The organism is Bradyrhizobium sp. GW821-FHT13H06 (assembly GCF_058803975.1).
Genome location: NZ_JBXAPN010000005.1, coordinates 268,957 through 294,417 on the forward strand (window position 1 = coordinate 268,957; position 25,461 = coordinate 294,417).

21 protein-coding genes are annotated in these 25,461 nt (G+C 65.8%); 9 read left to right on the forward strand and 12 right to left on the reverse strand.

All coding sequences use genetic code 11. The features are described 5' to 3' along the window. The first annotated feature begins 325 nt into the window (after positions 1 to 325). The 3 genes from nadA to nadC are packed head-to-tail and all read left to right on the forward strand — an operon-like array spanning position 326 to position 3,938. Complete coding sequence (gene nadA, locus AC1RQP_RS22835; protein WP_492938588.1) at positions 326 to 1,432, forward strand: quinolinate synthase NadA; 1,107 nt, start codon at positions 326 to 328, stop codon at positions 1,430 to 1,432. A 9-nt stretch (positions 1,433 to 1,441) separates the two neighbouring features. Beyond that, a complete protein-coding gene (locus tag AC1RQP_RS22840) occupies positions 1,442 to 3,049 on the forward strand; it encodes an L-aspartate oxidase (RefSeq protein ID WP_492938589.1) in 1,608 nt (535 codons plus the stop codon). Between the two features lie 10 nt (positions 3,050 to 3,059). After that, positions 3,060 to 3,938, forward strand: a complete 879-nt coding sequence (gene nadC, locus AC1RQP_RS22845) for a carboxylating nicotinate-nucleotide diphosphorylase (protein ID WP_492938590.1) — start codon at positions 3,060 to 3,062, stop codon at positions 3,936 to 3,938. A gap of 127 nt (positions 3,939 to 4,065) precedes the next feature. On the opposite strand, the gene AC1RQP_RS22850 is transcribed toward nadC, so the two are convergent. The 3 genes from AC1RQP_RS22850 to AC1RQP_RS22860 all read right to left on the reverse strand — a co-directional run bounded on the left by AC1RQP_RS22850 (position 4,066) and on the right by AC1RQP_RS22860 (position 9,309). Next, complete coding sequence (locus AC1RQP_RS22850; RefSeq protein ID WP_492938591.1) at positions 4,066 to 5,520, reverse strand: cell wall hydrolase; 1,455 nt, start codon at positions 5,518 to 5,520, stop codon at positions 4,066 to 4,068. Positions 5,521 to 6,118: 598 nt separating this feature from the next. Further along, the gene (gene ppdK / locus AC1RQP_RS22855) at positions 6,119 to 9,058 is read right to left on the reverse strand and encodes a pyruvate, phosphate dikinase (RefSeq protein WP_492938592.1); all 2,940 of its coding nucleotides are present in this window, start codon (positions 9,056 to 9,058) and stop codon (positions 6,119 to 6,121) included. 95 nt (positions 9,059 to 9,153) lie between these two features. Next, the gene (locus AC1RQP_RS22860; RefSeq protein WP_008562090.1) at positions 9,154 to 9,309 is read right to left on the reverse strand and encodes a DUF3096 domain-containing protein; all 156 of its coding nucleotides are present in this window, start codon (positions 9,307 to 9,309) and stop codon (positions 9,154 to 9,156) included. Positions 9,310 to 9,534: 225 nt separating this feature from the next. Between AC1RQP_RS22860 and AC1RQP_RS22865 the strand changes: the two genes are divergently transcribed. Further along, positions 9,535 to 9,888 carry a DUF1236 domain-containing protein gene (locus tag AC1RQP_RS22865; protein ID WP_492938593.1) on the forward strand — a complete coding sequence of 118 codons (354 nt, stop codon included), beginning with the start codon at positions 9,535 to 9,537 and terminating at the stop codon, positions 9,886 to 9,888. Between the two features lie 298 nt (positions 9,889 to 10,186). Here AC1RQP_RS22865 and glyS read toward each other — a convergent pair whose 3' ends face one another. From glyS to AC1RQP_RS22895, 6 genes are all read right to left on the reverse strand, one after another. Next, positions 10,187 to 12,286, reverse strand: coding sequence for a glycine--tRNA ligase subunit beta (gene glyS / locus AC1RQP_RS22870; protein WP_492938594.1), 2,100 nt, complete (start codon positions 12,284 to 12,286; stop codon positions 10,187 to 10,189). After that, a complete protein-coding gene (locus AC1RQP_RS22875; protein WP_492938595.1) occupies positions 12,286 to 13,224 on the reverse strand; it encodes a glycine--tRNA ligase subunit alpha in 939 nt (312 codons plus the stop codon). Before AC1RQP_RS22875 ends, glyS begins: the two co-directional genes overlap by 1 nt. A gap of 198 nt (positions 13,225 to 13,422) precedes the next feature. Beyond that, positions 13,423 to 13,614, reverse strand: a complete 192-nt coding sequence (locus AC1RQP_RS22880) for a hypothetical protein (protein WP_074122886.1) — start codon at positions 13,612 to 13,614, stop codon at positions 13,423 to 13,425. A gap of 94 nt (positions 13,615 to 13,708) precedes the next feature. Next, a complete protein-coding gene (locus tag AC1RQP_RS22885) occupies positions 13,709 to 14,617 on the reverse strand; it encodes a S49 family peptidase (protein WP_239621902.1) in 909 nt (302 codons plus the stop codon). A gap of 214 nt (positions 14,618 to 14,831) precedes the next feature. Next, positions 14,832 to 15,596, reverse strand: coding sequence for a tRNA1(Val) (adenine(37)-N6)-methyltransferase (locus AC1RQP_RS22890; RefSeq protein WP_492938596.1), 765 nt, complete (start codon positions 15,594 to 15,596; stop codon positions 14,832 to 14,834). Continuing rightward, positions 15,589 to 15,816 carry a putative signal transducing protein gene (locus tag AC1RQP_RS22895; protein ID WP_028178667.1) on the reverse strand — a complete coding sequence of 76 codons (228 nt, stop codon included), beginning with the start codon at positions 15,814 to 15,816 and terminating at the stop codon, positions 15,589 to 15,591. Before AC1RQP_RS22895 ends, AC1RQP_RS22890 begins: the two co-directional genes overlap by 8 nt. Positions 15,817 to 15,948: 132 nt before the next feature. On the opposite strand from AC1RQP_RS22895, the gene AC1RQP_RS22900 reads away from it, so the two are divergent. The 5 genes from AC1RQP_RS22900 to AC1RQP_RS22920 all read left to right on the forward strand — a co-directional run bounded on the left by AC1RQP_RS22900 (position 15,949) and on the right by AC1RQP_RS22920 (position 20,779). Further along, complete coding sequence (locus AC1RQP_RS22900; RefSeq protein WP_131866317.1) at positions 15,949 to 16,956, forward strand: polyprenyl synthetase family protein; 1,008 nt, start codon at positions 15,949 to 15,951, stop codon at positions 16,954 to 16,956. Between the two features lie 485 nt (positions 16,957 to 17,441). Beyond that, on the forward strand, positions 17,442 to 17,957 hold the full coding sequence (locus tag AC1RQP_RS22905) for a winged helix-turn-helix transcriptional regulator (RefSeq protein WP_492938597.1): 516 nt from the start codon (positions 17,442 to 17,444) through the stop codon (positions 17,955 to 17,957). A 1-nt stretch (position 17,958) separates the two neighbouring features. Further along, positions 17,959 to 19,221 carry a beta-ketoacyl-ACP synthase II gene (gene fabF / locus AC1RQP_RS22910; protein WP_492938598.1) on the forward strand — a complete coding sequence of 421 codons (1,263 nt, stop codon included), beginning with the start codon at positions 17,959 to 17,961 and terminating at the stop codon, positions 19,219 to 19,221. Positions 19,222 to 19,266: 45 nt separating this feature from the next. Further along, on the forward strand, positions 19,267 to 19,899 hold the full coding sequence (locus AC1RQP_RS22915; RefSeq protein ID WP_492938599.1) for a LysE family translocator: 633 nt from the start codon (positions 19,267 to 19,269) through the stop codon (positions 19,897 to 19,899). 7 nt (positions 19,900 to 19,906) lie between these two features. Continuing rightward, positions 19,907 to 20,779: an alpha/beta fold hydrolase gene (locus AC1RQP_RS22920; RefSeq protein WP_492938737.1), complete on the forward strand. Its 873-nt coding sequence runs from the start codon at positions 19,907 to 19,909 to the stop codon at positions 20,777 to 20,779. Positions 20,780 to 20,793: 14 nt separating this feature from the next. On the opposite strand, the gene AC1RQP_RS22925 is transcribed toward AC1RQP_RS22920, so the two are convergent. From AC1RQP_RS22925 to AC1RQP_RS22935, 3 genes are all read right to left on the reverse strand, one after another. After that, positions 20,794 to 21,678: a 4-(cytidine 5'-diphospho)-2-C-methyl-D-erythritol kinase gene (locus tag AC1RQP_RS22925; RefSeq protein WP_492938600.1), complete on the reverse strand. Its 885-nt coding sequence runs from the start codon at positions 21,676 to 21,678 to the stop codon at positions 20,794 to 20,796. A gap of 25 nt (positions 21,679 to 21,703) precedes the next feature. Beyond that, positions 21,704 to 23,500 carry a tetratricopeptide repeat protein gene (locus tag AC1RQP_RS22930; protein WP_492938601.1) on the reverse strand — a complete coding sequence of 599 codons (1,797 nt, stop codon included), beginning with the start codon at positions 23,498 to 23,500 and terminating at the stop codon, positions 21,704 to 21,706. A 289-nt stretch (positions 23,501 to 23,789) separates the two neighbouring features. Then, positions 23,790 to 25,451 (reverse strand): electron transfer flavoprotein-ubiquinone oxidoreductase, encoded by a 1,662-nt coding sequence (locus AC1RQP_RS22935; protein WP_492938602.1) that lies wholly within the window; start codon positions 25,449 to 25,451, stop codon positions 23,790 to 23,792. Positions 25,452 to 25,461: the final 10 nt, after the last annotated feature.

Genomic DNA, 25,461 nt, shown 5'->3' on the forward strand with positions numbered 1-25,461 from the left:
GCGATCAGCAGCCGCGGGAGAGCCCGTTTAATGCATCTGCATGAAGATCCCAAGTCAAAAAGATTGCCAAGCCAAAGACGATTGCATTCCACGAGGAGCTGCCGCGGGAGCATTGCGTTTCAATGCTGACTCGCCCCACGCCGCAGCCGCGAACTGACGGGAATGTGTGCGGCAGGGCCTAGCGGCCCGTATCGGAGCATGCTATCTTTGATTTACTCAGATTGAGCATATTTAGGGCAACCTGCTCTGACCGGCCTCTCGGCCGGATTTCTCAGGCCCCATATATTCTCAATTTGAGCATAATAACCATGCCTGGGAGGCTTCAATGCCGATCACTGGAATTTACGGCCCCGACGATTTTGCCAACCGGCCGCAGGGCCACCTCATCACCCCTCCCCGCGCCGCGCCGGTGCCCGCGGGACCGACGTGGCCAATGCCGTCACTGGAATGGACGCCAGGGGTCCAACGCGCCACCGCCCCGCTCTACGAGCGCGTGAAGCACGTGATCCCGCCGATCGAATGGCCGCTGATGGCACCGACCATCAACGCGATCAACGAGCTGAAGCGCGCGCGGGGCGCGGTGATCCTCGCCCACAACTACCAGGCCCCGGAGATCTTCCATTGCGTGGCCGATATCGGCGGCGACTCGCTCCAGCTCGCGGTCGAAGCCACCAAGGTGAAAGCAGGCATCATCGTCCAGTGCGGCGTGCACTTCATGGCGGAGACCTCGAAGCTGCTCAATCCGGACAAGACCGTTTTGATCCCGGATTCGCGCGCGGGCTGCTCGCTTGCTGCCAGCATCACCGGCGCGGATGTGCGGCTGCTCCGGGAGAGATTTCCGGGCGTGCCCGTCGTTGCTTACGTCAACACCTCGGCAGAGGTGAAGGCGGAGGTCGATATCTGCTGCACGTCTTCGAACGCGGTGCAGGTGGTCGAGAGTCTGGGCGCTCGAAGCGTGATCTTCCTGCCCGACCGATACCTCGCTACCTATGTGGCTTCGAAGACCGACGTGAAGATCATCGCCTGGAAAGGCGCCTGCGAGGTGCATGAGCGCTTCACGGGCGAGGAGCTGCGGACCTTTCGCGAGGCCGATCCGTCCGTCCAGATCATCGCGCATCCGGAGTGCCCGCCGGACGTGCTGGCGGAAGCGGATTTCACCGGTTCGACCGCGCACATGATCAACTGGGTGCGCGCGAAGCGGCCGCGGCGCCTCGTCATGATCACCGAATGCTCGATGGCCGACAATGTGCGGGCCGAGCTTCCCGAAGTGGAGATGCTGCGGCCCTGCAATCTCTGCCCGCACATGAAGCGCATCACGCTCGCCAACATCCTGGAGAGCCTGCTGACGCTTCGCGAGGAGGTGACGATCGATCCCGCGCTTGCCGAACGCGCGCGGCGCTCGGTCGAGCGCATGATCAATCTGAAGAACTGAGAGCACAGCATGCAACACAAGGTCCACGACCTCACCCGCAGCACCGACGACGTCGTCATCGTCGGCGGCGGCCTTGCCGGACTGTTCTGCGCGCTGAAGCTTGCGCCGCGACCGGTGACGCTGATCTCGGCGGCACCGCTCGGACAGGGCGCGTCGTCTGCATGGGCGCAAGGCGGCATCGCCGCGGCGGTGGCCGAAGGCGACACGCCGGAGGCACATGCCGCCGATACCGTCGCGGTCGGCGGCGGCCTTGTCGATGAAGCCGTCGCACTCGGGATCGCGCGCGAGGCGGCGCCGCGCATCGATGACCTTCTCGCCTACGGGGTGCCGTTCGATCGCGATCTCGAAGGCAGGCTTGCCGTCGGACGGGAAGCTGCGCATTCCGCGCGGCGCATCGTGCATGTGCGCGGCGATGGTGCTGGCGCCGCGATCATCGCGGCGCTGAGCGAAGCCGTGCGGCGCACGCCCTCGATCCGCCTGATCGAAGGCTTTGTCGCCGAAGCCCTGTTGACCCAGGACGGCACCATCACCGGCCTTCAATTGCGCGAGGCCGGCAATCCCGCTGCACGGCCGGCCGTGCTCGCTTCACGCGCGATCGTGCTTGCGACCGGCGGAATCGGCCATCTCTATGGCGTCACCACCAATCCGCTCGAGGCCAGCGGCTCCGGCCTTGCCATCGCAGCCCGCGCCGGCGCCGTGATTGCCGATCCCGAATTCGTGCAGTTCCACCCCACCGCCATCATGGTCGGCCGCGACCCGGCGCCGCTCGCCACCGAAGCCTTGCGTGGCGAAGGCGCAACGCTGATCAACGGCAACGGCGAGCGATTCATGAGGGCACGCCACCCGCTCGCCGAGCTCGCACCACGCGACATCGTGGCCCGCGGCGTGTTCACCGAGATCGCGGCCGGGCGCGGCGCCTTCCTCGATGCGCGGCAGGCGCTGGGATCGCACTTCGCCGAGAAATTTCCGACCGTGCATGCGAGCTGCATTGCCGCCGGCATCGATCCCGCGGCGCAGCCGATTCCGATTGCGCCGGCCGCACACTACCACATGGGCGGCATCGCGGTGGACATGCGCGGCCGCAGCTCGATCGACGGGCTCTGGGCCGGCGGCGAAGTGTCCTCGACCGGTGCGCATGGCGCCAACCGGCTCGCCTCCAACTCGCTGCTGGAGGCCGTCGTCTATGCCGCACGCATTGCCGACGACATCGCCGGCCGCCTTGGACCCTCGCCCGGCCGCCTTCCCGACGCGTTGGTGATGCCGCGTGCCGGCACGCCGGATGCGGTAGCGGTGAAGCGGTTGCGCGCGATGATGAGCGCGCATGTCGGCGTGATCCGCGACGGTGACAGGCTTGCGGAAGCCGTGCGCCACTTCGCCATGCTCGAACGCGAGGCCGGAGACATCGCCCTTCGCAACATGGCGACTTCGGCCCTGCTCGTCGCCGCTGCGGCCTGGACGCGGCGCGAGAGCCGCGGTGCGCATTTTCGTTCCGATCATCCCGCTGACGCTCCCCGACCGGCTCGGAGAACGATGACGACGCTCGTCGCGATGCGCGAGGTCGCGGAGAGCCTGAACGAGCGTCCGCTGCCACGCATCGCGCAATCCATGATCGCCTGAAGGAGGCCCCATGATTACCCCGACCTCACTGCTCTATCCCGACGCCTTTCTCTCTCCGCTCGCGATCGACGAGGCCGTGCAGCGCGCGCTCGACGAGGACCTCGGCCGCGCCGGCGACATCACCTCGCTTGCGACGATCCCGGAAGCGACGAGGGCGCAGGCGATCCTCGTCGCGCGCCAGTCCGGCGTGATCGCCGGATTGCCGTTGGCGCTCGCGACCCTGCAGAAGCTGTCACCCGACATCGAGTTGCGTGCACATGTGCGCGACGCCGCGCGGGTTGCCCGCGGCCAGCATGTGCTGACGATCTCGGGCCCCGCGCGCGCCATTCTCACGGCCGAACGAACCGCGCTGAACTTCGTCGGCCGCTTGTCGGGCATAGCCACGCTGACGGCGGACTATGTCGCGCGCTCCGAAGGCACGAAGATGCGCATCTGCTGCACCCGAAAAACCACGCCTGGATTGCGCGCACTTGAGAAATACGCGGTGCGCTGCGGCGGCGGCTTCAACCATCGCTTCGGGCTCGACGACGCCATCCTGATCAAGGACAACCACATTGCGGTCGCCGGCGGCATCCGTCCGGTGCTGGAGCGCGCCCGTGCCCACGCGGGCCATCTCGTCAAGATCGAGATCGAGGTCGATACGCTGGCGCAACTGCGCGAGGTGCTCGACAGCGGGATGGCCGACGCGGTGCTGCTCGACAACATGGACCTTGCGATGCTGCGCGAGGCGGTGCGGATCAACGAAGGCCGCCTCGAGCTGGAGGCGTCCGGCGGCGTCACGCTGGATTCGATCGCCGCGATTGCGGCGACCGGTGTCGATTATGCGTCGGCGGGCGCGCTGACGCATTCGGCGCCGAACTTCGATTGTGCGCTGGATATCGAGGCGTGATTGGCACTCTAACGCCTCCACAACGTCATGACCGGGCTTGTCCCGGCCATCCACGCCTTGCCACACAGCACGGAGAACGTGGATGCCCGGGACAAAGCCCGGGCATGACGACCTCTTTTTTGAACGGCTACCTGCGCTCGCTCGCGCCCATCTCGGCCGAGCTCTTGGCCTCCTGCGCGAGTTCGGCGGACAGCGCGGCGGTCTGGGCCGGGGTGCCCCAGCTCGGCTCCTCGCTGCCGTCGCCCCAGTTGCGCGGCCGATAGAAGGTGTGCACGCCGGTCTTGTACAGCTTCTTCATCTCGGCGACCCAGGACGGGCGGACCCAATAGGCGTGGTAGTGCGTGGACTTGCCGACCTCGGGCAGCCAGATCTGGCCGTCGAGCATCGCCTTGGAGATCTTCTTGGCGCGCTCCCACATTTCGGGCTCGCGGATCACGTCCGGATTGTTGTCGCAGGCGAAGGTGAACTGGCAGGCGAAATGACGGTACTTGTTCTGGTAGACCACGCCGCACACGGTTTCGGGATATTTGCCGGAGAACACGCGGTTCATCACCACCTGCGCCACCGCCATCTGGCCGCGCACGGCCTCGCCGCGGGATTCGAAATAGACGGCTTCGGCGAGGCATTTCTCCGATTTCGCGCGCGACTTGTCGTCGAGTGCGAGCCGCTCCGCCGGCGATCTGGCGCGCTGGTTGTCGGCGTTGACCTCGCCCTTCGGCGCAACGCTCTCGCCGCCTTCGATCTCCTTGGCAATCTCCGCCGATGGCGGCGACAGCGAAGCCGTCACCTTCATGTCGGGATCGGGCATCACGATCAGCGGCTCGGCGCCCGGCTGCCAGCTCTCGATGGGCTCGAGATTGCCGCCGAGCGATGAGCTGCCGAAGAACAGGCTCGAGGTCTTGACGGCGAAGGGCTCGCGCGCCGGTGCCGGCGCGGCGGGAGCCCGCTTCAACGCCTCCAGCGGCGCGGTCGCGAGCGCGCGCGCAGCGTCGCTGGCCTGCGGCGGATTGGAGTATTGCGGCAGCGGCGGCGCGCGCAACGCCTCCTGGAGCTCGGGATCGAGCACGGCTGCGGATTCCGGCGACATCGCCTGCGGCAACTCGGCGGTCTTGGCGCCGAACACCGAGCGGTTCGACGTCGCGGGATCTTCCTCGGCCGGCGCCGCAGCAGGTGCGACCGTCTCGGGAGCCTGCGTCGGCGCGACGGTTGCGAGGCGATCACCCTTCAGGGAGCGATCGACTTTGGGAAAGTCGGAGGCCTGGTAGCGCGGCGGCGCCTGAAGCGCAGGATTGCGGCTGATCGCGCCGGTGACGTCGCGGCCGTCGAGGCTCGCGAGCCGAACCATCGCGCTCTGCGGAGCGGAGGTGCCGATGGGCCGCGAGAAGCTGTAGGTCGCAAGCTGGATCGAGGACGCAGCGGAAAACACCTGCTTCTGCCAACGCTCGGCGACGCCGGGCTGGCGCGCCAGCAGGGAGGCAATGTCCTGATAGCCGGTCTCTCTCGGCATCAATGCGAAGATGCAGAGACCGATGCCGAAGGACGCGAACCGCGCGCCCTTCGGATGGTTACGCAACACTGACATCGATACGCTCACGCTACGCTTACGCTCGTCTGATCGAACTCAGTACATCCGTGCAATTCGATCTTTATCGTAAGTATCTAATTTAGGTTGCCGGGGCGTTAATCCGCGTGGCGCATACGGCACACTCAAGCGAACAGAGGGGTTTTCACGTGGCGATGTCGCGCATTGGTAAATGCGGCCTCACGCGAAGCGGTAAACGTCCGGTCAACGCGCATGGTGAAGGAACTCTTGCGCATGCGTATCATTACGGGACGCGTGATGAGTTCCCGGTGCTAGCATTTGCACACAGCGCCTCCACGCCACAGCTGTCATGCCCGCGAAGGCGGGGCATCCAGTACGCCGTGGCGTTTCGATTCAACCACTGCTGTCTCGGAGTACAGGATCGCCCGGTCAAGCCGGGCGATGACAGCGGAGTGTGTGGCGAACACGTCCCACGAACTCGTCATTGCGAGCGCAGCGAAGCAATCCAGAATCCCTCCGCTGAAAGACTCTGGATTGCTTCGCTGCGCTCGCAATGACGGCGTGGCGAGAACGGCGTCAAAAATGAAAGAGGCGGGGTCTTGGCCCCGCCTCTCTCTTTCCGGCATTTTAGTTCTGCTTATGCCTGGCTGGCGACGGCCTTGCCGAGCGCCGCTTGCGCCGCTGCGAGGCGGGCGATCGGCACGCGGTAGGGCGAGCAGGAGACGTAGTTGAGACCGATGTGGTGACAGAAGGCGACGGAGGCGGGATCGCCGCCGTGCTCGCCACAGATGCCGACCTTGAGCTTCGGGCGCGTCTTGCGGCCGCGCGCGACGCCGATCTTGACGAGTTCGCCGACGCCTTCCTGATCCAGGGAGATGAAGGGATCGATCGGGAGGATGCCCTTGGACACGTAGGTCCCGAGAAAGCTCGCCGCATCGTCGCGGCTGATGCCGTAGGTGGTCTGGGTGAGATCGTTGGTGCCGAACGAGAAGAATTCGGCGCTCTCGGCGATCTCGGCCGCAAGCAGGCAGGCGCGCGGCAACTCGATCATGGTGCCGACCTGATAGGCGAGCTTGGTGTTGTTGTCGCGCATCACGGCCTGTGCGGTGGCGTCGATGCGCGCCTTGACGAGGTCGAGCTCCATCTTGGTCGCGATCAGCGGCACCATCACCTCGAGGCCGACGGCCTTGCCGGTGCGCTTTTCGGCCTCGACCGCGGCCTCGAAGATCGCACGCGCCTGCATCTCGGCGATCTCGGGATAGGCGATCGCGATGCGGCAGCCGCGGAAGCCGAGCATCGGGTTGAACTCCGACAACTCGCGCGCGCGGTCGGCCAGGCGCCGCGGATCGGTATTCATGGCGCGCGCCACTTCCTCGACCTCGGCGTGGGTGTGCGGCAGGAACTCGTGCAGCGGCGGATCGAGCAGGCGGATCGTGACGGGCAGGCCCTTCATGATCTCGAACAGCTCGACGAAGTCGGCGCGCTGCATCGGCAGCAGTTTCGCGAGCGCGGCGCGACGCGACTGCTCATCCTCGGAGAGGATCATCTCGCGCACCGTGCGGATGCGCGTCTCCTCGAAGAACATGTGCTCGGTGCGGCAGAGACCGATGCCTTCGGCGCCGAACTTGATCGCGGTGCGGGCGTCGTCCGGCGTGTCGCCGTTGACGCGGACGCCGATCTTGCGGACCTGGTCGGCCCAGGTCATCAACGTTCCGAACTCGCCGGACAGCTCCGGCTCGATCATCGGCATGCGGCCGGCGAGCACCTGGCCGAGCGAGCCGTCGATGGTGATGACGTCACCCGTCTTGAAGGTACGCGAGCCGATGCTCATGGTGCCGCGGCCGTAGTCGACACGGATGGTGCCGCAGCCGGAGACGCAGGGCTTGCCCATGCCGCGCGCGACGACCGCCGCATGCGAGGTCATGCCGCCGCGGGTGGTCAAAATGCCTTCGGCGGCGTGCATGCCATGGATGTCTTCCGGGCTGGTCTCGATGCGAACCAGAATCACCTTGCGTCCGTCGGCCTGAAGCTTGGCCGCTTCATCCGAGGAGAACACGATCTCGCCGGAGGCCGCGCCGGGCGAGGCCGGCAGGCCGGTCGCGATCACGTCGCGCTTGGCGTCGGGATCGATGGCCGGGTGCAAGAGCTGATCGAGCGAGGCCGGATCGATCCGCATCACCGCTTCCTTCTTCGAGATCAGGCCTTCATTGGCGAGCTCGACTGCGATGCGCAGCGCCGCTTTCGCGGTGCGCTTGCCGCCGCGGGTCTGGAGCATCCAGAGCTTGCCCTGCTCGACCGTGAACTCCATGTCCTGCATGTCGCGGTAGTGCTTCTCGAGCAGCGTGTAGATCCGCGTCAGTTCCTTGAAGGCCTCCGGCATCGCCGATTCCATCGATGCCTTGTCGGAGCCCGACTCCTTCCGCGCCTCCTCGGTGATGTCCTGCGGCGTGCGGATGCCCGCCACCACGTCCTCGCCCTGCGCGTTGATCAGGAACTCGCCGTAGAGCTTGCTCTCGCCGGTCGAGGGGTTGCGGGTGAAGGCAACGCCGGTCGCCGAGGTCTCGCCCATGTTGCCGAACACCATGGCCTGCACGTTGACCGCGGTGCCCCAGGATTCCGGAATGTCGTGCAGCTTGCGGTAGGTCACCGCGCGCGCGTTCATCCAGGAGGAAAACACCGCGCCGATCGCGCCCCAGAGCTGGTCGTGCGGATCCTGCGGGAAGTCCTTGCCGGTCTCGCGCGCGACCGCGTCCTTGTACTTGCCGACCAGTTCGACCCAGTCGTCGGCGGACAGGTCGGTGTCGAGCGTGTAGCCCTGCGTGTCCTTGAAGGTGTCGAGGATTTCCTCGAAGTGATGATGCTCGAAGCCGAGCACCACGTCGGAATACATGGTGATGAAGCGGCGATAGCTGTCAAAGGCGAAGCGGCGGTCACCCGACAATTCGGCCAGCGCTTCCACGGTCTGGTCGTTGAGGCCGAGATTGAGCACGGTGTCCATCATGCCCGGCATCGAGGCGCGCGCGCCGGAGCGCACGGAGACGAGCAGCGGGTTCTTGGCGTCGCCGAAGATCTTGCCGGTCAACTTGCCGACATAGTCGAGCGCCTTCTCAACCTGCGACTGCAACTCCTTCGGGTAGGTCTTGTCGTGTGCGTAGAAATAGGTGCAGACCGAGGTCGGGATGGTGAAGCCGGGAGGCACCGGCAGGCCGAGATTGGCCATTTCGGCGAGGTTGGCGCCCTTGCCGCCGAGCAGGTCGCGCATCTCCGAGCGGCCCTCGGCCTTGCCGTCACCGAATGTGAACACCCATTTGCCGGCCTTGGCCGCGGCTGGCGCCGCCTTGGCGGGCGCAGCCTTCTTCGGTGCGGGCTTCGCGGCGACCTTCGGCAGAGCCGCCTTGGTCACGGCCTTGGCCGCCGGCTTGGCTGCGGGCTTTGCAGCGGGCTTGGCAGCGGATTTGGCGACCGGCTTCGGCGCGCTTTTGGCCAGCGTCTTGCGGGCCGGCGGCGCGGCCTTCGCGACGGCAGAGGACTTTGATTTCGCTGGCATTTTCTTAGGCTTCGAGGCGGCTTTGGCCATAGCTTGCACACAACCTGCGAGAGGAATGGGAAATCGCGGGCCTTACACCATTTTGGGCGGGCCCGCGCAAGTCGGACAGTTCCGAAAAGTGACGCCTAGAAGCGGAGCCACTTCAGGAGCCCGAGCCCGATCGCGCCGTTGACGATGAGGAAGATCGCGACGATGAGGTTGAGGAGTCGCGGCATGATCAGGATGAGCACGCCCGCAATCAACGACAGGATCGGCGAAATGTGGGCGACGGTGATGTGCATGAACTATCTTTCTGTGGAGGTGAGGCGAATCGCGCGCGGATCATAGCCGGCCCGGTTCCGGGAGTAGAGATGCGCAGGACGCGCTGCGAGTTCCGTCCTTCGCGAAAACTGCCCGAAATTGCCGCGAATGCGGCAGGCCTTTTCCCGGAACATTGCCATGAGGCACGCATTGGCAACCGGTCGCGCCACTGGCGCGTCCGGAAAAACACGTCGAAGGAGTTGTCCATGCGGAACAGGATTCTTGCTCTTGCAGCGCTCGCGGCCGCGACCGGCTCGCCCCTTGCGGCGCTGGCGCAAAGCGGTGTCACCGTCGGACGCGCGCCCGCCGTGGTCGACAGCGCCCCGACCATAGCGGCCGACCAGCGGCCGGCCTTCCGCGAATATGTCGTCGAGCAACGTGTGCCGCCCTTCCGGATTACGGATCGCGTGGTGGTCGGCACCACCTTACCCGAAAGCGGCGTCACTTATTATGACGTGCCGCAACGTTTCGGCGCCACCACCTATCGCTACACCGTCGTGAACGGCGAGACCGTTCTGGTCGAGCCGCGCTCGCGCCGCATCGTCGAGGTGCTGGACTGATCGGCTAACAGAAATCGACTAGATGTCCGGCGCGCCATATCAGGCTGGCGCGAGCAGTTTGAAGCGGACATCAGGCCCCGCCCGGTCCTTCCCCCCGCCGGGTGGGGCACTTTTTTACGCGCTCTGTCACTCCTGTGTCCCGGACAAGGCGCAACGCGCAAGCGTTGCGACGCAGAGCCGGGACCCAGAATCTCCGCGCGCTCGACCGGCATCGGCCCCGGCTCTGCAGCCGCATCACGCCGCCAAGACGCGGCGCACTGCGCTGCGTCCGGGGCACGAGAGCCGCAATATCCGCGCCTCAATCCTGGATCTTCGAGAAATCCGCCACCGCCCGCGTGGCGCTGCGGATCTCGTTGAGCAGCCTCAGGCGGTTCTCGCGCACCTTCGCATCGTCGTCATTGACGCGAACCTTGTCGAAGAACGCATCGACCGGCGGACGAAGTTTCGCCATCGCACTCATGGCGGCAGCGAAGTCCTCCCTGGCGACGGCGGCGCTTGCTTCCGCCTTCACCTCGCCGATCGCTTTCGCCAGCGCCTTCTCCTCGTCGAGGCTGTAGAGCGCGGCGTCCGGCGCACCGTCGAAGCTGCGCTTGTCCTTCTTCTCCTCGATCGAGAGGATGTTGCTGGCACGCTTGGTGCCGGCGAGCAGGTTCTTGCCGTCGTCGGACTCGAGGAATTTGCCGAGCGCCTCGACGCGGCGGACGATCATCAGCAGGTCGTCCTGGCCACCGAGCGCGAACACGGCGTCGACAAGATCATGCCGCGCGCCCTGCTCGCGGAGCTGGACCTTGAGGCGGTCGGCAAAGAAGGCGAGCAGCTCGCTCGGAAGCTTCTGCGCATCGGCGGGCTTCAACGATAGGCCGGCGAGCGCCGACGCCGCCACCTTCATCAACGACAGACGCAGCGCATTCTCCGCGATCAGCCGGATCACACCCAGCGCCGCGCGACGCAGCGCATACGGGTCCTTGCTGCCGGTCGGCTTTTCGTCGATCGCCCAAAACCCAACCAGCGTATCGATCTTGTCGGCAAGTGCGACGGCCACGCTCACCGGATCGGTCGGCACACGATCGGCCGGGCCCTGCGGCTTGTAATGCTCCTCGCAGGCGGCGGCGACGGAAGCGTCCTCGCCCTGGGCCAGAGCGTAGTACTTGCCCATCAGGCCCTGCACCTCCGGGAATTCACCGACGACTTCGGTCAGCAGATCCGCCTTGGCCAGATGCGCTGCACGCGTCGTCTTGGCGACGTCGGCGCCGACCAGCGGCGCGATCTCCGCGGCAAGGCGCTCGATGCGCTTGATGCGCTCGGCCTGGGTGCCGAGCTTCTCGTGGAACACGATCTGCTCGAACTTCGGCAGCCGGTCCTCGAGCTTGGTCTTCAGGTCCGTTTCGTAGAAGAACTTCGCATCCGACAGCCGCGCGCGGATGACGCGCTCGTTGCCGGCGATGATGGTCGCACCACCGTCGGTGGCCTCGATGTTGGCGACCAGGATGAACTTGTTCGCGAGCTTGCCCGTCTTGGGGGCGCGCACCACGAAGCACTTCTGGTTGTTGCGGATGGTGGCGCGGATCACCTCGGCCGGCGTCGCCAGGAACTCCGGCTCGAACGAGCCCATCAGCACGACCGGCCATTCGACGAGGCCGGCAACCTCGTCGAGCAGGTTCTGGTCCTCGACCAGCTCGAAGCCCTGCGCGAAGGCCAACTGCTTGGCGTCGGTGAGGATCGCATCCTTGCGGCGCTCGGGGTCGAGCACGACCTTGGCGTCGAGCAATTTTGCTTCGTAGTCCTCGAAGCGGCGCACGGAAATAGCCGCGGGCGCAAGGAAGCGATGGCCGTAAGTGGTCTGGCCGGCCTCGATGCCGTCCACCGAGAATTTCACGACATCCGGCTCTTCGGTCTCGAGCCCGAACGTCGCGGTGATCGCGTGCAGCGGACGCACCCAGTTGAGCGAGCCGGGTTTTCCGGAACGCGCGCCCCAGCGCATCGATTTCGGCCAGGGGAAGGTGCGGATGATCACGGGCAGGATGTCCGCGAGCACGTCGATCGCGTCGCGACCGGGCTTCTCGATCAAGCCGATGTAGAAATCGCCCTTGGGGTCGCGCTGGACCTTGGCCTCGTCCAGCGACTTCAAACCGGTCGCTTTCAGGAAGCCCTGCACGGCCGCATCGGGCGCGCCGATTTTGGGGCCGCGGCGTTCGGTCTTGAGGTCGGGCTGGCGCGCCGGGATGCCGTGCACGGTGAGCGCGAGGCGGCGCGGCGTCGCGAAGGCTTTCGCGCCCTCGTAGACGAGACCTTCGGCGACGAGCTTGTCGGTGACCATGCGGCGCAGATCGTCAGCCGCCTTGGCCTGCATGCGCGCGGGAATCTCTTCCGAGAACAGTTCAAGCAAAAGATCGGGCATCAGGCCGCTCCGCCCGCTTCAGTGTGGATCCAGGCCTCGCCGCAGGCCTTGGCCAGCTCACGCACGCGAAGAATGTAGCTCTGCCGCTCCGTCACGGAGATCACGCCGCGCGCATCGAGCAGATTGAAGACATGGCTCGCCTTGATGCACTGGTCGTAGGCCGGTAGCGCCATCAGATGCTGCTTCCGATTGCCGCCTTCGCGCCAGCCGGCGTCGAGATATTTCCGGCAGGCCGCTTCCGCCATCTTGAACTGCTCGAACAGCATCGCGGTGTCGGCATGTTCGAAATTGTGCCGCGAATATTCCTGCTCCGCCTGCAGGAAGACATCGCCATAGGTGACCTTGGCGTTACCCTCGCGGCCGTTGAAGTTGAGGTCGTAGACGCGGTCGACGCCCTGCACATACATCGCGAGGCGCTCGAGGCCATAGGTGAGCTCACCTGCGACCGGCGCGCATTCGAAGCCTGCGACCTGCTGGAAATAAGTGAACTGACTGACCTCCATGCCGTCGCACCAGCACTCCCAGCCCAAACCCCAGGCGCCCAGCGTCGGGCTCTCCCAATCGTCCTCGACGAAGCGGATGTCGTGCACGGCGGAATCGATGCCGATCGCGGCGAGCGACTTCAGGTACAGATCCTGAAGATTCGGCGGCGACGGCTTCATGATCACCTGGAACTGGTAGTAGTGCTGCAGCCGGTTCGGGTTCTCGCCGTAACGGCCGTCCTTGGGCCGGCGCGAGGGCTGCACATAGGCCGCATTCCAGGGCTTTGGCCCGAGCGCGCGCAGGGTGGTCGCCGGATGGAAGGTGCCCGCGCCCATCTCCATGTCGTAGGGCTGCAGGATCACGCAGCCCTGCTCGGCCCAGAACCGCTGGAGCGCGAGGATGAAGCCCTGGAACGAGCGTTCCGGGCGCATATGGGCGGGCAATGAGGCGTCCATCGTCAGATCGGGCTCTCGCGGGGGGTTTTGAATCGCGCGGGACCGTATCGACGGCGGGGATGGGAATCAAGGCGAAGGGGGCCGGAAAGCGGCGCTGTTCTCCGTCATGGCCGGGCTTGTCCCGGCCATCCACGCCTTGTGTAACCGCACGAAGAACGTGGATGCCCGGGACAAGCCCGGGCATGACGACTGTGGCAGCTAACCCGGACGATAAGCTCCGGTCACGGGGTCACGCTTCAGCGTCTGGATATCCCCCATGCGGGCGGTTTCGGCGACGCGCGACAGGCGCATCTCCTCCAGCTCCTGGTTGATCCGGACAGCGGTCTTGTAGGCCCAGCGGACCACGGCAAGCCCGCCCAGGACGCCCGCGAAAGCGACGAACGGCGGCATCGGTCGATCCTCGTCTAGTGCTCAGCCCCCACCTGCATTGTTGCGCAGATGGGCCAGCGCCGCAATTGGCGCGGCCCGGGCCAAATGGCGCTGCCTAGAACCCGAATTTCGCCCAGATCGCCCGTGTCTCGACCGCCGAGATCAGCTCGTCCGGCAAGCCGGCCATTGATTCCAGGGCTGAAAGCTGCCCCGCGCCGGGCGATTTCCGCCCCAAAAGACCGGAGAGCAGCCCGGTCGGCTGCGCGATCACGGGGGTGAGAACCTTCTCGCCATAGCGGGCACGAAGAGTTGAGCGGAGATCGCCGATGCCGTCGGCGAGCCCCAGCGCGATGGCACTGTCGCCAGCCCAGTATTCGCCCGTGAACAGGGTCTCGTCCGCTCCCTTCAGCCGCGCGCCGCGGCTGTCCTTGACCAGCGAGATGAAGATCCGGTGGATCTCGCGCTGGATCGCCTTCAGCTTGGCGACGTCATCGGGGTTTTCGGGAAGGAACGGGTCGAGCATCGCCTTGTGCTCGCCGGCCGTATAGAGGCGCCGCTCGATGCCGAGCCGCCTGATCGCCTCCTGGAAACCAAAACTGCCGCCGACCACGCCGATCGAGCCGAGGATCGAGGACGGATCGCAGATGATCTCGTCGCCGGCGCAGGCGATCATGTAGCCACCGGATGCCGCGACGTCCTCGACGAACACGAGCACCGGCAGCTTCTTCTCCGCCGCGAGCTGCTTGATGCGCAAGTAGATCTGACGCGACTGCACCGGCGAGCCGCCGGGAGAATTGATCACCAGCGCCACGGCCTTGGCGTGCCGATACGAAAACGCGCGCTCGAGCACCCGCGCGATGCCGGCAAGCGTCAGCCCGGGGCGCAGCGGCGTCACCGCACCGATCACCCCCGACAGCCGCACCACCGGCACGACCGGGGTACCCGGTCGAAAGCGTGCCGGCAGATATTGCATGAGCTTGTCGGCCAGGCCGGAACTCTCACGATCGTTCAATTGTTCGGCCATGCCGTTACCTCTGATTAACCATTTCTTATCACGCGACTGTCATTGGAAGTGCCCGGAACGTGTTTTGCAGATTTCCCGTTGGGAGGCTGCAATGAGCCAGCGGAGAACACCATGAAAATCTATCTGCTGATGCTGCTGGTCGGCGCCCTGTTCATGGCGATCCGCCTCACGTCCCCGCAAGAGCAGCAGCCGGAATCGCTTCCCCGGTAAGCCCTCACGGTTCCAGCAGCGGCAAGGCCGCTCTCCCTTCCAGAATCTCCGTCACCTCGCTTTTGGACAAGCGTGACTCGTCGTTGAGCATGAGGCCCGGCAGCAATCGCGTCGGGGCCCGGCCGCCTTTCACCGCACGCACCAGCACGCGGATCGCGGGCCGCCCGGCCTCGCCGTGAACCGGCAGGATCGAGAGACTGCCGAAACCGCGTGACAGCGCTGCCAGGACATCGGCGATTCCATCTGCACGCCAGATCAGGGTCAGCACGCCATTGGATCGGAGGATACGGCGCGCTGCATGCAACCACGCATGCAGCGTCTCTTCCGTCGCCACATGCGCGGTGTGACGCGCCCGGTCCGGCGAGACGCGATGCCGGGTCGGATCGTTGAAGGGCGGATTCATCAACACCACGTCGACGCTGTCGGGCGACAGCCCGTTTGACGCAAAGGCCTGCGGCTCGCCCGTGACGTCGAGCACGATCGTTTCGGCGGCAATCGCATTCGCTGCCGCGTTGCCGCGCGCGAGCTCGGCCAGCTCGGGATCGATCTCGACCAGGCTGAGCCTGATGCCCGCGACGCGGCGGGCCAGCGCCAGACCGGCCGTACCGACACCGGCGCCGAAATCGACGACGCGGTCCCCCGCCAGGGCGTCGGTCGCCGCTGCAAGCAGGATGGCGTCATGCCCGGCGCGATGGCCGGATCGCTTCTGCTTCAACCGCAATTGCCCGCCGAGAAAGGCGTCCTCGGTAATATCTGCGGCCTCAATCATCGCCGCGCAGTTCGTGGCTGAGGCCGGCTTCGGTGAGGAGAGCCCTGGCCTCCTGGACATCGTCCTCATGGACCAGGATCCGCCGCGGTAATATGCCGAGCGAGCCCTCGATGATGCTCATGTTCTGGTCCAGCACCAGATGATGGATGTTGGCACCGTCGAGCAGCGCGCCGATCGCCGACACCAGCACCATGTCATTGGTCCGAACCAGTTCGCGCAAAACGCAGATCTCCTGCCTGAAAGGGGGGCATGCGGCAAATGTCAATGGTTCCGAGGTCTTGCCGCGTCCGCCGCCAGTTTCTATTGTCTTTCCATCAGAATAGCCCTTCCGGGGCAAATATTGGAGACCGGCGTGGCCGTCATCGTACCTTTCGAAACTCCCGGCGCGTCGATCGAAGAGCTGGTTGCCCTTGTCGCCCCTGACATGGAGCGCGTCAACGCCACGATTCTGTCGCGGACCGGTTCCGAGGTGACCATGATCCCCGAGGTCGCCAATCACCTGATCTCCTCCGGGGGCAAACGCCTGCGCCCGATGCTGACGCTCGCCATGGCCAACTTGGCCGGCTATACCGGCGACGGCCATATCAAGCTCGCGGCCTCGGTCGAGTTCATGCATACCGCCACCCTGCTCCACGACGACGTCGTCGACGAGAGCGAGATGCGCCGCGGCAAGTTGTCGGCGCGCATGCTCTGGGGCAACGAGGCGAGCGTGCTGGTCGGCGACTTCCTGCTCGGCCAGGCCTTCCGCATGATGGTCGAGGTCGGATCGCTCCGCGCGCTCGACATCCTCTCCGCGGCCGCCGCCACCATCGCCGAGGGCGAGGTGATGCAGCTGGCCGCCGCCAAGAACACCGCGACCACCGAGGACGAATATCTCGCCGTGATCCGCGGCAAGACCGCCGAATTGTTCGCCGCCGCCTGCGAGGTCGGCCCCGTCATCGCCAACCGGCCGAAGGCGGAGCAGACCGCCTGCCGCTCGGTCGGCATGAATCTCGGCATCGCCTTCCAGCTCGTCGACGACGTGCTCGACTATGGCGGCAAGAGCGCCAAGCTCGGCAAGAACACCGGCGACGATTTCCGCGAGGGCAAGATCACGCTGCCGGTCGTGCTGGCCTTCCGCCGCGGCAACGACACCGAGCGCGCGTTCTGGATTCGCGCGCTGGAGCGCGGCGAGATCGGCGACGGCGATCTCGACCACGCCATCGGCCTGATGAACAAGCACCGCGCGCTCGAGGATACGCTGAGCCGCGCCCAGCACTACGGCGCCATGGCCGTCGACGCGCTCGCGCTATTCCCGCCCTCGCCGATGAAGAGCGCGCTGGAGCAGGTCGTGGCGTTCTGTTTGGCAAGGTCGCATTGAGCCACTGACGCTCTTTCCGCATCCACTGAAGCGGAATGGCTTTAGGTTGAATCGATCGCCGCGGGCCGTCACCTCTCCCGCTTGGGGGAGAGGTCGGCGCGTCCGGGCGAAGCGAAGCTTCGTCCCGTGCGCCGGGAGAGGGCTTTCTCCTCTTGGGATTGTCCCATCTGGGATAGACCCTCTCCCCAGCCCTCTCCCGCAAGCGCGAGAGGGAGTGCACCTCCGTCGTTGTAGCAATCAAGCTTCATCCCAGCACGCACCATCGTCATTGCGAGCGCAGCGAAGCAATCCAGACTGTCTCCGCGGACGGAATCTGGATTGCTTCGCTGCGCTCGCAATGACGGTGAGGGTGGCGCACCGCCATCGTTCGCAAAGTCGAGTTCGACCTGTGCGATAGCGTCGCGGTCTCGCGGCCGTCTTCATCCTATACATCGCGGCCCACCTGTTACTTGCATTTTGAAAGTTACTACCCTAGTCTCCTGCATATGCAGCCAAAATCTCCCTCCATCCAGGAATGCCCCGTCGGCCGCGCCGTGGAGACCGTCGGCGAATGGTGGAGCATCCTGATCCTGCGCGATGCGTTTCAGGGCGCGACGAAGTTCGACGAATTCGCGCAAAGCCTCGGAATCGCGCCGAACATCCTGTCGCGGCGTCTCGCCCATCTCACCGCGAGCGGCATGTTCGCCCGGCGCCGCTACAACGAACGTCCGCCGCGCTACGAATACGTGCTGACGGACAAGGCGCGGGATTTCTTTCCGGTCATCGTCGCGCTGCTCGCCTGGGGTAACAAGCATCTCGCGCCGAAGGGCGAATCCATCCTGCTGGCGAACCGGAGCGACGTTCGCCCGCTCGATCCGATCGTGGTCGATGCCGCCCACATGCGTCCGATCACGCTCGCCAATGCGGTCGTCATCGCGGGGCCCCGCGCCAGCCGCGGAATGCGCGCGCGGCTCGCTTCGCTCAAGGCCATGAACCCGGCCGTTGCGCCGGCTGGAGACTGACATGCGTCGTATCGTCGTGACCGGCATGGGCGCGGTGTCGCCGCTCGGCTGTGGGGTCGAATTGTCATGGCGGCGGCTGCTCGCCGGCCAAAGCGGGCTTCGCCCTCTGCCCGATTGGGCGCAGGCACTGCCGGCGCGCATCGCCGGTCTCGTGCCCGACAACGCCGATGATGCCGATGGCGGCTTCGATCCCGCGCAGGCCGCCGCGCCAAAAGACCAGCGCAAGATGGACCGCTTCATCCTGTTCGCGCTGCTCGCCGCCGCAGAAGCGGTCGCACAGGCCAAATGGATGTCGCAGGACGCAAGCGCGCTGGAGCGCACCGCGACGATCATCGCCTCCGGCATCGGCGGCTTTCCGGCGATGGCGGAGGCGGTGCGCATCACCGAGAAGCGCGGTGCGCGCCGGCTCTCGCCATTCACGGTCCCTTCGTTCCTCGCCAATCTCGCCGCCGGCCAGGTCTCGATCAAATACGGCTACAAGGGCGCGCTGGGCACGCCGGTCACGGCCTGTGCCGCCGGCGTGCAGGCGATCGGCGATGCCGCCCGCATGATCCGCGCCGGCGAGGCCGATGTCGCGATCTGCGGCGGCGCGGAGGCCTGCATCGACATCGTCAGCCTCGGCGGCTTTGCCGCGGCCCGCGCGCTGTCGAGCGGCTTCAACGACGAGCCCGCGCGCGCCTCGCGCCCGTTCGATCGCGACCGCGACGGCTTCGTGATGGGCGAAGGCGCCGGCATCCTGGTGATCGAGGCGCTGGAGCATGCACTGGCGCGCGGCGCGACGCCGATCGCGGAGATCGTCGGCTACGGCACGACCGCGGACGCCTACCACGTGACCTCGGGTCCGCCCGATGGCGACGGCGCCCGCCGCGCCATGGAGATCGCGCTTCTGCAAGCGAAGCTCGAGCCTGCGGATCTGCAGCACCTGAACGCGCATGCGACGTCGACGCCGGCCGGCGACGAGAGCGAGCTCGGCGCGATCGCCGCGCTGTTCGGCCGTAACCGCGGCATTGCCGTGAGCGCGACCAAATCGGCCACCGGGCACCTGCTCGGCGCCGCCGGCGGGCTGGAGGCGATCTTCACCGTGCTGGCTTTGCGCGACCAGATCGCGCCGCCGACGCTCAATCTCGAAAATCCGGATCCCGGCGCCGAAGGCATCGACATCGTTGCCGGCGTAGCGAGAGCGATGCCGATGCAGAGCGCCATCTCCAACGGGTTCGGCTTCGGCGGAATCAATGCCAGCGTGATCTTCCGCCGGATGGGCTGAGCGAAGAGGCCTTGCAATCGCCGCTCGCTCCGCTACGAAAACAGGATGACCGAAACGAATTTCTGGCTGTTCCTGGCCGCAGCTTGTCTCATTGCCGCCGTTCCGGGCCCCGGCATTTTCTACGTCGCGGCACGAACCCTGTCGGAGGGACGCGCCAGTGGCCTGGCATCGACCGCAGGCACGGCGCTCGGCGGGCTCGTTCATGTCGTCGCGGGCAGCCTCGGCATCTCCGCGATCATCCTGGCCAGCGCGGAACTGTTTGCCGTCGTGAAATTCATCGGCGCGCTCTATTTGGTCTGGCTCGGGATCAAGACGTTTCGCAGCGCCGGCCGCGCGCTGTCGCTTGAAAGCGAGCCAATCGGCGACAAGCGCGCATTCCGCGATGGCGTGCTGGTCGAGGCCCTGAACCCAAAGACCGCGGCGTTCTTCCTTGCCTTCATTCCGCAATTCCTCGATCCCTCGGGATCGAGCCCGACGCTGCAATTCATTGTGTTGGGTGCGATCTCGGTGACGCTGAACACGCTCGCCGATGTCGTGGTGGTGCTGATGGCATCCGCGACACGCACGCAGCTGATCGGACGGCGGCAGCTGATGCGACGTCTCACGCAGGGCTCCGGCGTCTTCATCGCCAGCCTCGGCCTCTCGCTCGCGCTGGCGCGGCGGCCGGTGAATGGATAGCGCCACGATGCTCGCCCCGCAAAGCCGCTTCCATGAATCGCACGGCCTGCGGCTGCATTACGCCGACTGGGGCAATGAGAGCGCGCCACCACTCATCCTGGTCCATGGCGGCCGCGATCATTGCCGCAGCTGGGATCACATTGCCCGGTCGTTGCAGCCGCATTTTCACGTGCTCGCGCCCGACCTGCGCGGCCACGGCGATTCCGACTGGACCCGAGGCGGCAGCTACGCGCTGACGGAATATGTCTACGATCTCTCCCAGCTCGTCCGCAATATCGCAGCGCCTCAGGTCACTCTCATCGGCCATTCGATGGGCGGCATGGTGAGCCTGATCTTTTCGGGCTCATTCCCCGAGCAGGTCTCGAAGCTCGTGATCCTCGACGGCGTGACCATGTTGCCGGATACGCCAAAACCGCCGGCGCATGAGCGCATCGGCAAATGGGTCGGCCAGCTCGACAAGCTGCACGACCGCACGCCGCGCCGCTATGCCACCCTCGAGGAGGCCGCCGCGCAGATGATGCTTCACAACAAACGGCTGTCCCGCGACCTCGCCCTGCATCTCGCCACGCATGGCGCGCGGCAGAACGAGGACGGCACCTACAGCTGGAAATTCGATCCCTACCAGCGCGCCGCTGCGCCGCACCGGCTCTGGCCCGACGATCACATCGAGCTGTGGTCGCGCATCATTTGTCCGACGCTGCTGCTCAATGCCGGTGAAAGCTTTCTCGCCGGCGCCAGGGCCGCAGGCCTGGAACGGTACTTCCCGCAGGCGCGCATCGAGGCCATCGCGGGCGCAGGACATTGGCTGCAGCACGACAAGCCGCAGCAGGTGTTGGGTGAGATCCGAAGGTTTCTCGGGCTGGCTGAGGACCACGGCTAGCTCAACTGCCGTACCTAGCTCAACGTCCCCGCATGCACCCACCAGCCGTGGTGGTCGCGCCGGATCTTCTCGGCGGCGGCATGGGCTTCGGCCGGCGCGCCGTAGATCGCAAAGCATGTCGCGCCGGAGCCGGACATGCGGGCGAGCTTGACGCCGGCGGAGGTGCGCAAGGCTTCCAGCACCTCGCCGATGACAGGCTCGATGCGCAGCGCAGGCGCTTCAAGGTCGTTGGCGACGGTTTCCAGAACCTCGACCCAATCGGAAATAGAGGCGCCCTCCCCGGGCCAGGCCGGAGCGCGGATGACGTCGGTGACGCCGACCAGAAGCTCGCCGTTGCGCAGCCCCAGTGCCTGGAACACGTCCTTGGTCGCGACCGGCACGCGCGGATTGACCATGACGCAGGGCATGCTCGGCAGCGCGAGCGGCAACAGCTGCTCGCCGACGCCGGTCATGTCGCAGGCGCGCGAGATGAGGCACACCGGCACGTCGGCGCCGGTCGCGAGTGCGACCTTCTGAACGCGGGGATCATCGAGCGACAAATCGTTGAGACACGCCAGGAGCCGCAGCGCCGCCGCGGCATCGGCCGAACCGCCGCCGATGCCCGCCGCAACGGGAAGCACCTTGTCGAGCGCGAACGCGCCCAGCTTCAGGCCGGGCACCGCCTCGGCCAGAAGCTTGGCGGCCTTGAGCACGAGATTGTCGGACGTCTCGCCGCAGGCCTCCGCCAGCGGCCCGGTGGTGGTGAGCTTCAGCTCGCTGCCCGGCTCCAGCGTCAGCCGGTCGGCGCAATCGGCGAATGCCACCACGCTTTCGAGATCATGATAGCCGTCGGCACGGCGGCCGACGACGCGAAGGCTCAAATTGACCTTCGCCCGCCCCTCTTCAATCAACGCCGACATCGGCGACACGCCCCCAAACAAAACCTCAGCCGCCGTTGCCGTCGTCCTTCTTCTTCTCGGCCTGAGCCGCGGAAGAGTTCGAATTGTCGTCGGCGAGACCATTGGCGATCTTGGCCTCGATCTTCGGAAGTTCTTCCGGCTCGGGCTTGAGATCGCGGGCATGCGACCACTGGAATTTTGCCTCCAGCGTGCGGCCGACGCGCCAATAGGCGTCGCCGAGATGGTCGTTGATGGTGGGATCCTCGGGCTTGAGATCGATCGCGCGCTCGAGGTTCTTCACCGCCTCTTCGTAGTTGCCGATGCGGTAATAGGCCCAGCCGAGGGAATCGACGATGTAGCCGTCGTCGGGACGCTGCTCGACGGCACGCTTGATCATCTTCATGCCTTCGTCGAGATTCACGCCCTGGTCGATCCAGGAATAGCCGAGATAGTTGAGGACGTGCGGCTGGTCGGGCTGAAGCTCCAGCGCCTTCTTCATGTCGGCCTCGGCTTTGGCCCACTGCTTGGAGCGCTCCTCGCAGATGCCGCGATAATAGTACCAGACGCTGTTGGCCTTGTCGTTGCCGGGCTGCAGCACGTCGATCCCTTGCGAATAGGTCGCGCCGCAATCGCCGAACCGCTTGCGACCGCGCTCGATATTGCCGAGCGCCATGATGGCTTCGAGGTCCTTGGGGTCCTCTGACGTGACGCCCTTGAGGATCTTGATCGCCTCGTCGGTGCGGTCGGCGGTGTCGAGATCAATGGCGAGCTGTATCTGCGCATTGCGCTTCAGCGGCGAGGTCGCGGGCACGCGCTCATAGACCTTGATCGCCATCTTCGGCCGCTTCACCGATTCATAGAGATCGGCGAGCGACAGCAGCGCCAGCGGGTGGGTCGGCTGGAGGTAGAGCGAGAGCTGGAGATAGACCAGCGCCAGATCCTCGCCGCCGCGGCGGGTCAGCGTGGCGCCGATGCCGTAGAGCGCTTCGGCGGCACCGGCCTGCGCGGAATCGACGAGTGGCGGCATCTTCTTGCCGGCCTTGGTCTCGCGCAGGCCCTCCTGGATCAGCGGATGGCGGGCGAGCTTCTTGTCGAAGGCCTGGTAGACGGTGGTCGCGGCGGCGGAATCTTTGTTGCGCGAGAGCCAGCGCGCATAGGCCTCGGTCACGCGCAGCATGGAATCGTCGAGCTTGTAGGCGCGCTCGAAGCGGGTGCCGGCGTCCTTCTCCCTGCCGGAGAGCTCCAGGATCATGCCGGCGTGAAGATCCTTGAACAGCGGATACCATTCCGGGCCGGCCAGCTTGTCGATGGTGGCGACGCCACCCTTGGCATCGCCGGCACCATATGCGGCCCAGCCCGACAGCAGCGTGGCGACGAGATCGGTGATCGGGCCGCGGATCGACTGGTTGATGTTGGTCTGCGCGGCCGCATATTTCTTCAGCTTGAGATCATGCACGCCGACGACGAGACGCGCGACGCGGTTGGTCTTGTCGATGGTGAGGATCCGCTCGGCGAGCTTGACCGCCTCCTCGAGGTCGCCGTCGGCGACCGACGAGATGAAGGCACGGTCGAGCAGCTCGTTGTTCTTGGGATCGGTCCGGAGCGCCGAACGGTAGAATGCGGCGGCGGAGGCCGCGTCACGCTCGACGCTGGCGTGGCGGGCGGCGAGATAGCTGCCGGCACCGGTCAGCGATTTCAGATCGTTTCGGGTCGGAAACTGCGCCGCCGTGTTCTCCGGGTGGTCCGGCGTCTGCGCCAGGACCGCACCGGGGGCCGCCACGATCGCGGTGCCCATGAGGGCGATGGCGGCAGCAGTCCGGCGGATGAAACGATTTGATAACATCAGGGGCTCGCCTTGAGTTGGTAGTGCCTGGGTTTGCAACAGGGGGCCGTATCGCATGCGAACGCGGCCGGTGGCATAGGGACCCGGAACCGTCGGGCCGACAATGCCGCTTTTGGCGCTTCGCCGCAAGGATTCGGGCCGGACGTTCTCCCCGCCGCATGCCCCAAATCGGCCAGGCGAATCCGCCAAGAGCGCCCCAAGACGCCGCTACTGTGGCCTTATCGTGACCGCGGCGCGTGGCCGCAGCCGGGTCCTCACGCGAACGTGCGCCAGATCACCAAACCTGCCCTTACATCGCCTCGTAGTTCGGGCCGCCGCCGCCCTCGGGCGGAACCCAGGTGATGTTGCCATTGGGGTCCTTCACATCGCAGGTTTTGCAATGGACGCAGTTCTGGGCGTTGATCTGGAAGCGCGGGCCAGAGCCCTCCTCGATCCATTCATAGACGCCGGCCGGGCAATAGCGGTTCGAAGGACCGGCGAAGACGTCATGTTCGGAGGTCTTCTGGAGGTTCATGTCCGTGACCTTCAGATGGACCGGCTGGTCCTCCTCATGATTGGTATTGGACAGGAACACCGAGGACAGCTTGTCGAAGGAGATCTTGCCGTCCGGCTTCGGGTAGTTCTTCGGGGCGTGGCTCTTGGCAGGATCGAGCGTGGCACGATCAGGTTTGGCGTGCGACTGGGTGCCGAACAGCGAGGCGCCGAACAGCGTGTTGCACCACATGTCGAAGCCGCCCAGCGCGACGCCGAGCACGGTGCCGAACTTCGACCACAGCGGCTTGACGTTGCGGACCAGGAGCAAATCCTTGCCGACGGACGACGTGCGCCAGGCATTCTCGTATTCGACGAGTTCGTCATTGGCGCGATCGGCGGCAATTGCGGCTGCGACGTGCTCGGCGGCGAGCATGCCGGTGCCCATCGCATTGTGCACGCCCTTGATGCGCGGCACGTTGACGAAGCCGGCCGCGCAGCCGATCAGCGCGCCGCCGGGGAAGCTGAGCTTCGGCACCGACTGGTAGCCGCCCTCGGTGATCGCGCGCGCGCCGTAAGCGAGCCGCTTGGCGCCCTCGAAGGTGCCGCGGACCGCGGGATGAGTCTTGAAGCGCTGGAATTCGTCGAACGGGGACAGGTAGGGATCGTCGTAGTTGAGATGGACGACGAAACCGACGGCGACGAGATTGTCGTCATAATGATAGAGGAACGAGCCACCGCCGGTCTTCATGTCGAGCGGCCAGCCGAACGAATGCTGGATCAGGCCCTTCTGGTGCTTGGCGGGGTCGATCTGCCAGACTTCCTTGAGGCCGATGCCGAACTTCGGCGGCTCGCTCTTGGCGTCCAGGGCGAATTTGCCGATGAGCTGCTTGGTCAGGCTGCCTCGGGCGCCTTCGGCGAACAGGGTGTACTTACCGAGCAATTCCATGCCGCGGGTAAAAGAGTCCTTCGGCTTGCCGTCGCGGCCGATGCCCATGTCTCCGGTGGCGATGCCCCTGACCTTGCCGTCCTCGTCATAAAGCACCTCGGCCGCCGCAAAGCCCGGGTAGATCTCGACGCCGAGCGCCTCGGCCTTGCGCGCCAGCCAGCGGCAGACATTGCCGAGCGAGCCGATGTAGCAGTGATGATTGTCCATCAGCGGCGGCATCAGAAAATTCGGCAGCTTGATCGCGCCGCCGGCCGTCATCCAGTAGAAGCGGTCGTCCTTGACCTGAGTCTTGAGCGGGCAGTCGGCATCCTCGCGCCAGTCCGGGATCAGCTTGTCGAGCCCGGCCGGGTCGATCACCGCGCCCGAGAGAATATGCGCGCCGACCTCGGAGCCCTTCTCCACCACGACCACGTTGAGATCGGCGTTGAGCTGCTTCAGCCGGATCGCAGCGGACAGACCGGAGGGGCCGGCGCCGACGATGACGACGTCGAATTCCATGGATTCGCGCGGGGGAAGTTCTTCGGTGCTCATCTGATCTCAG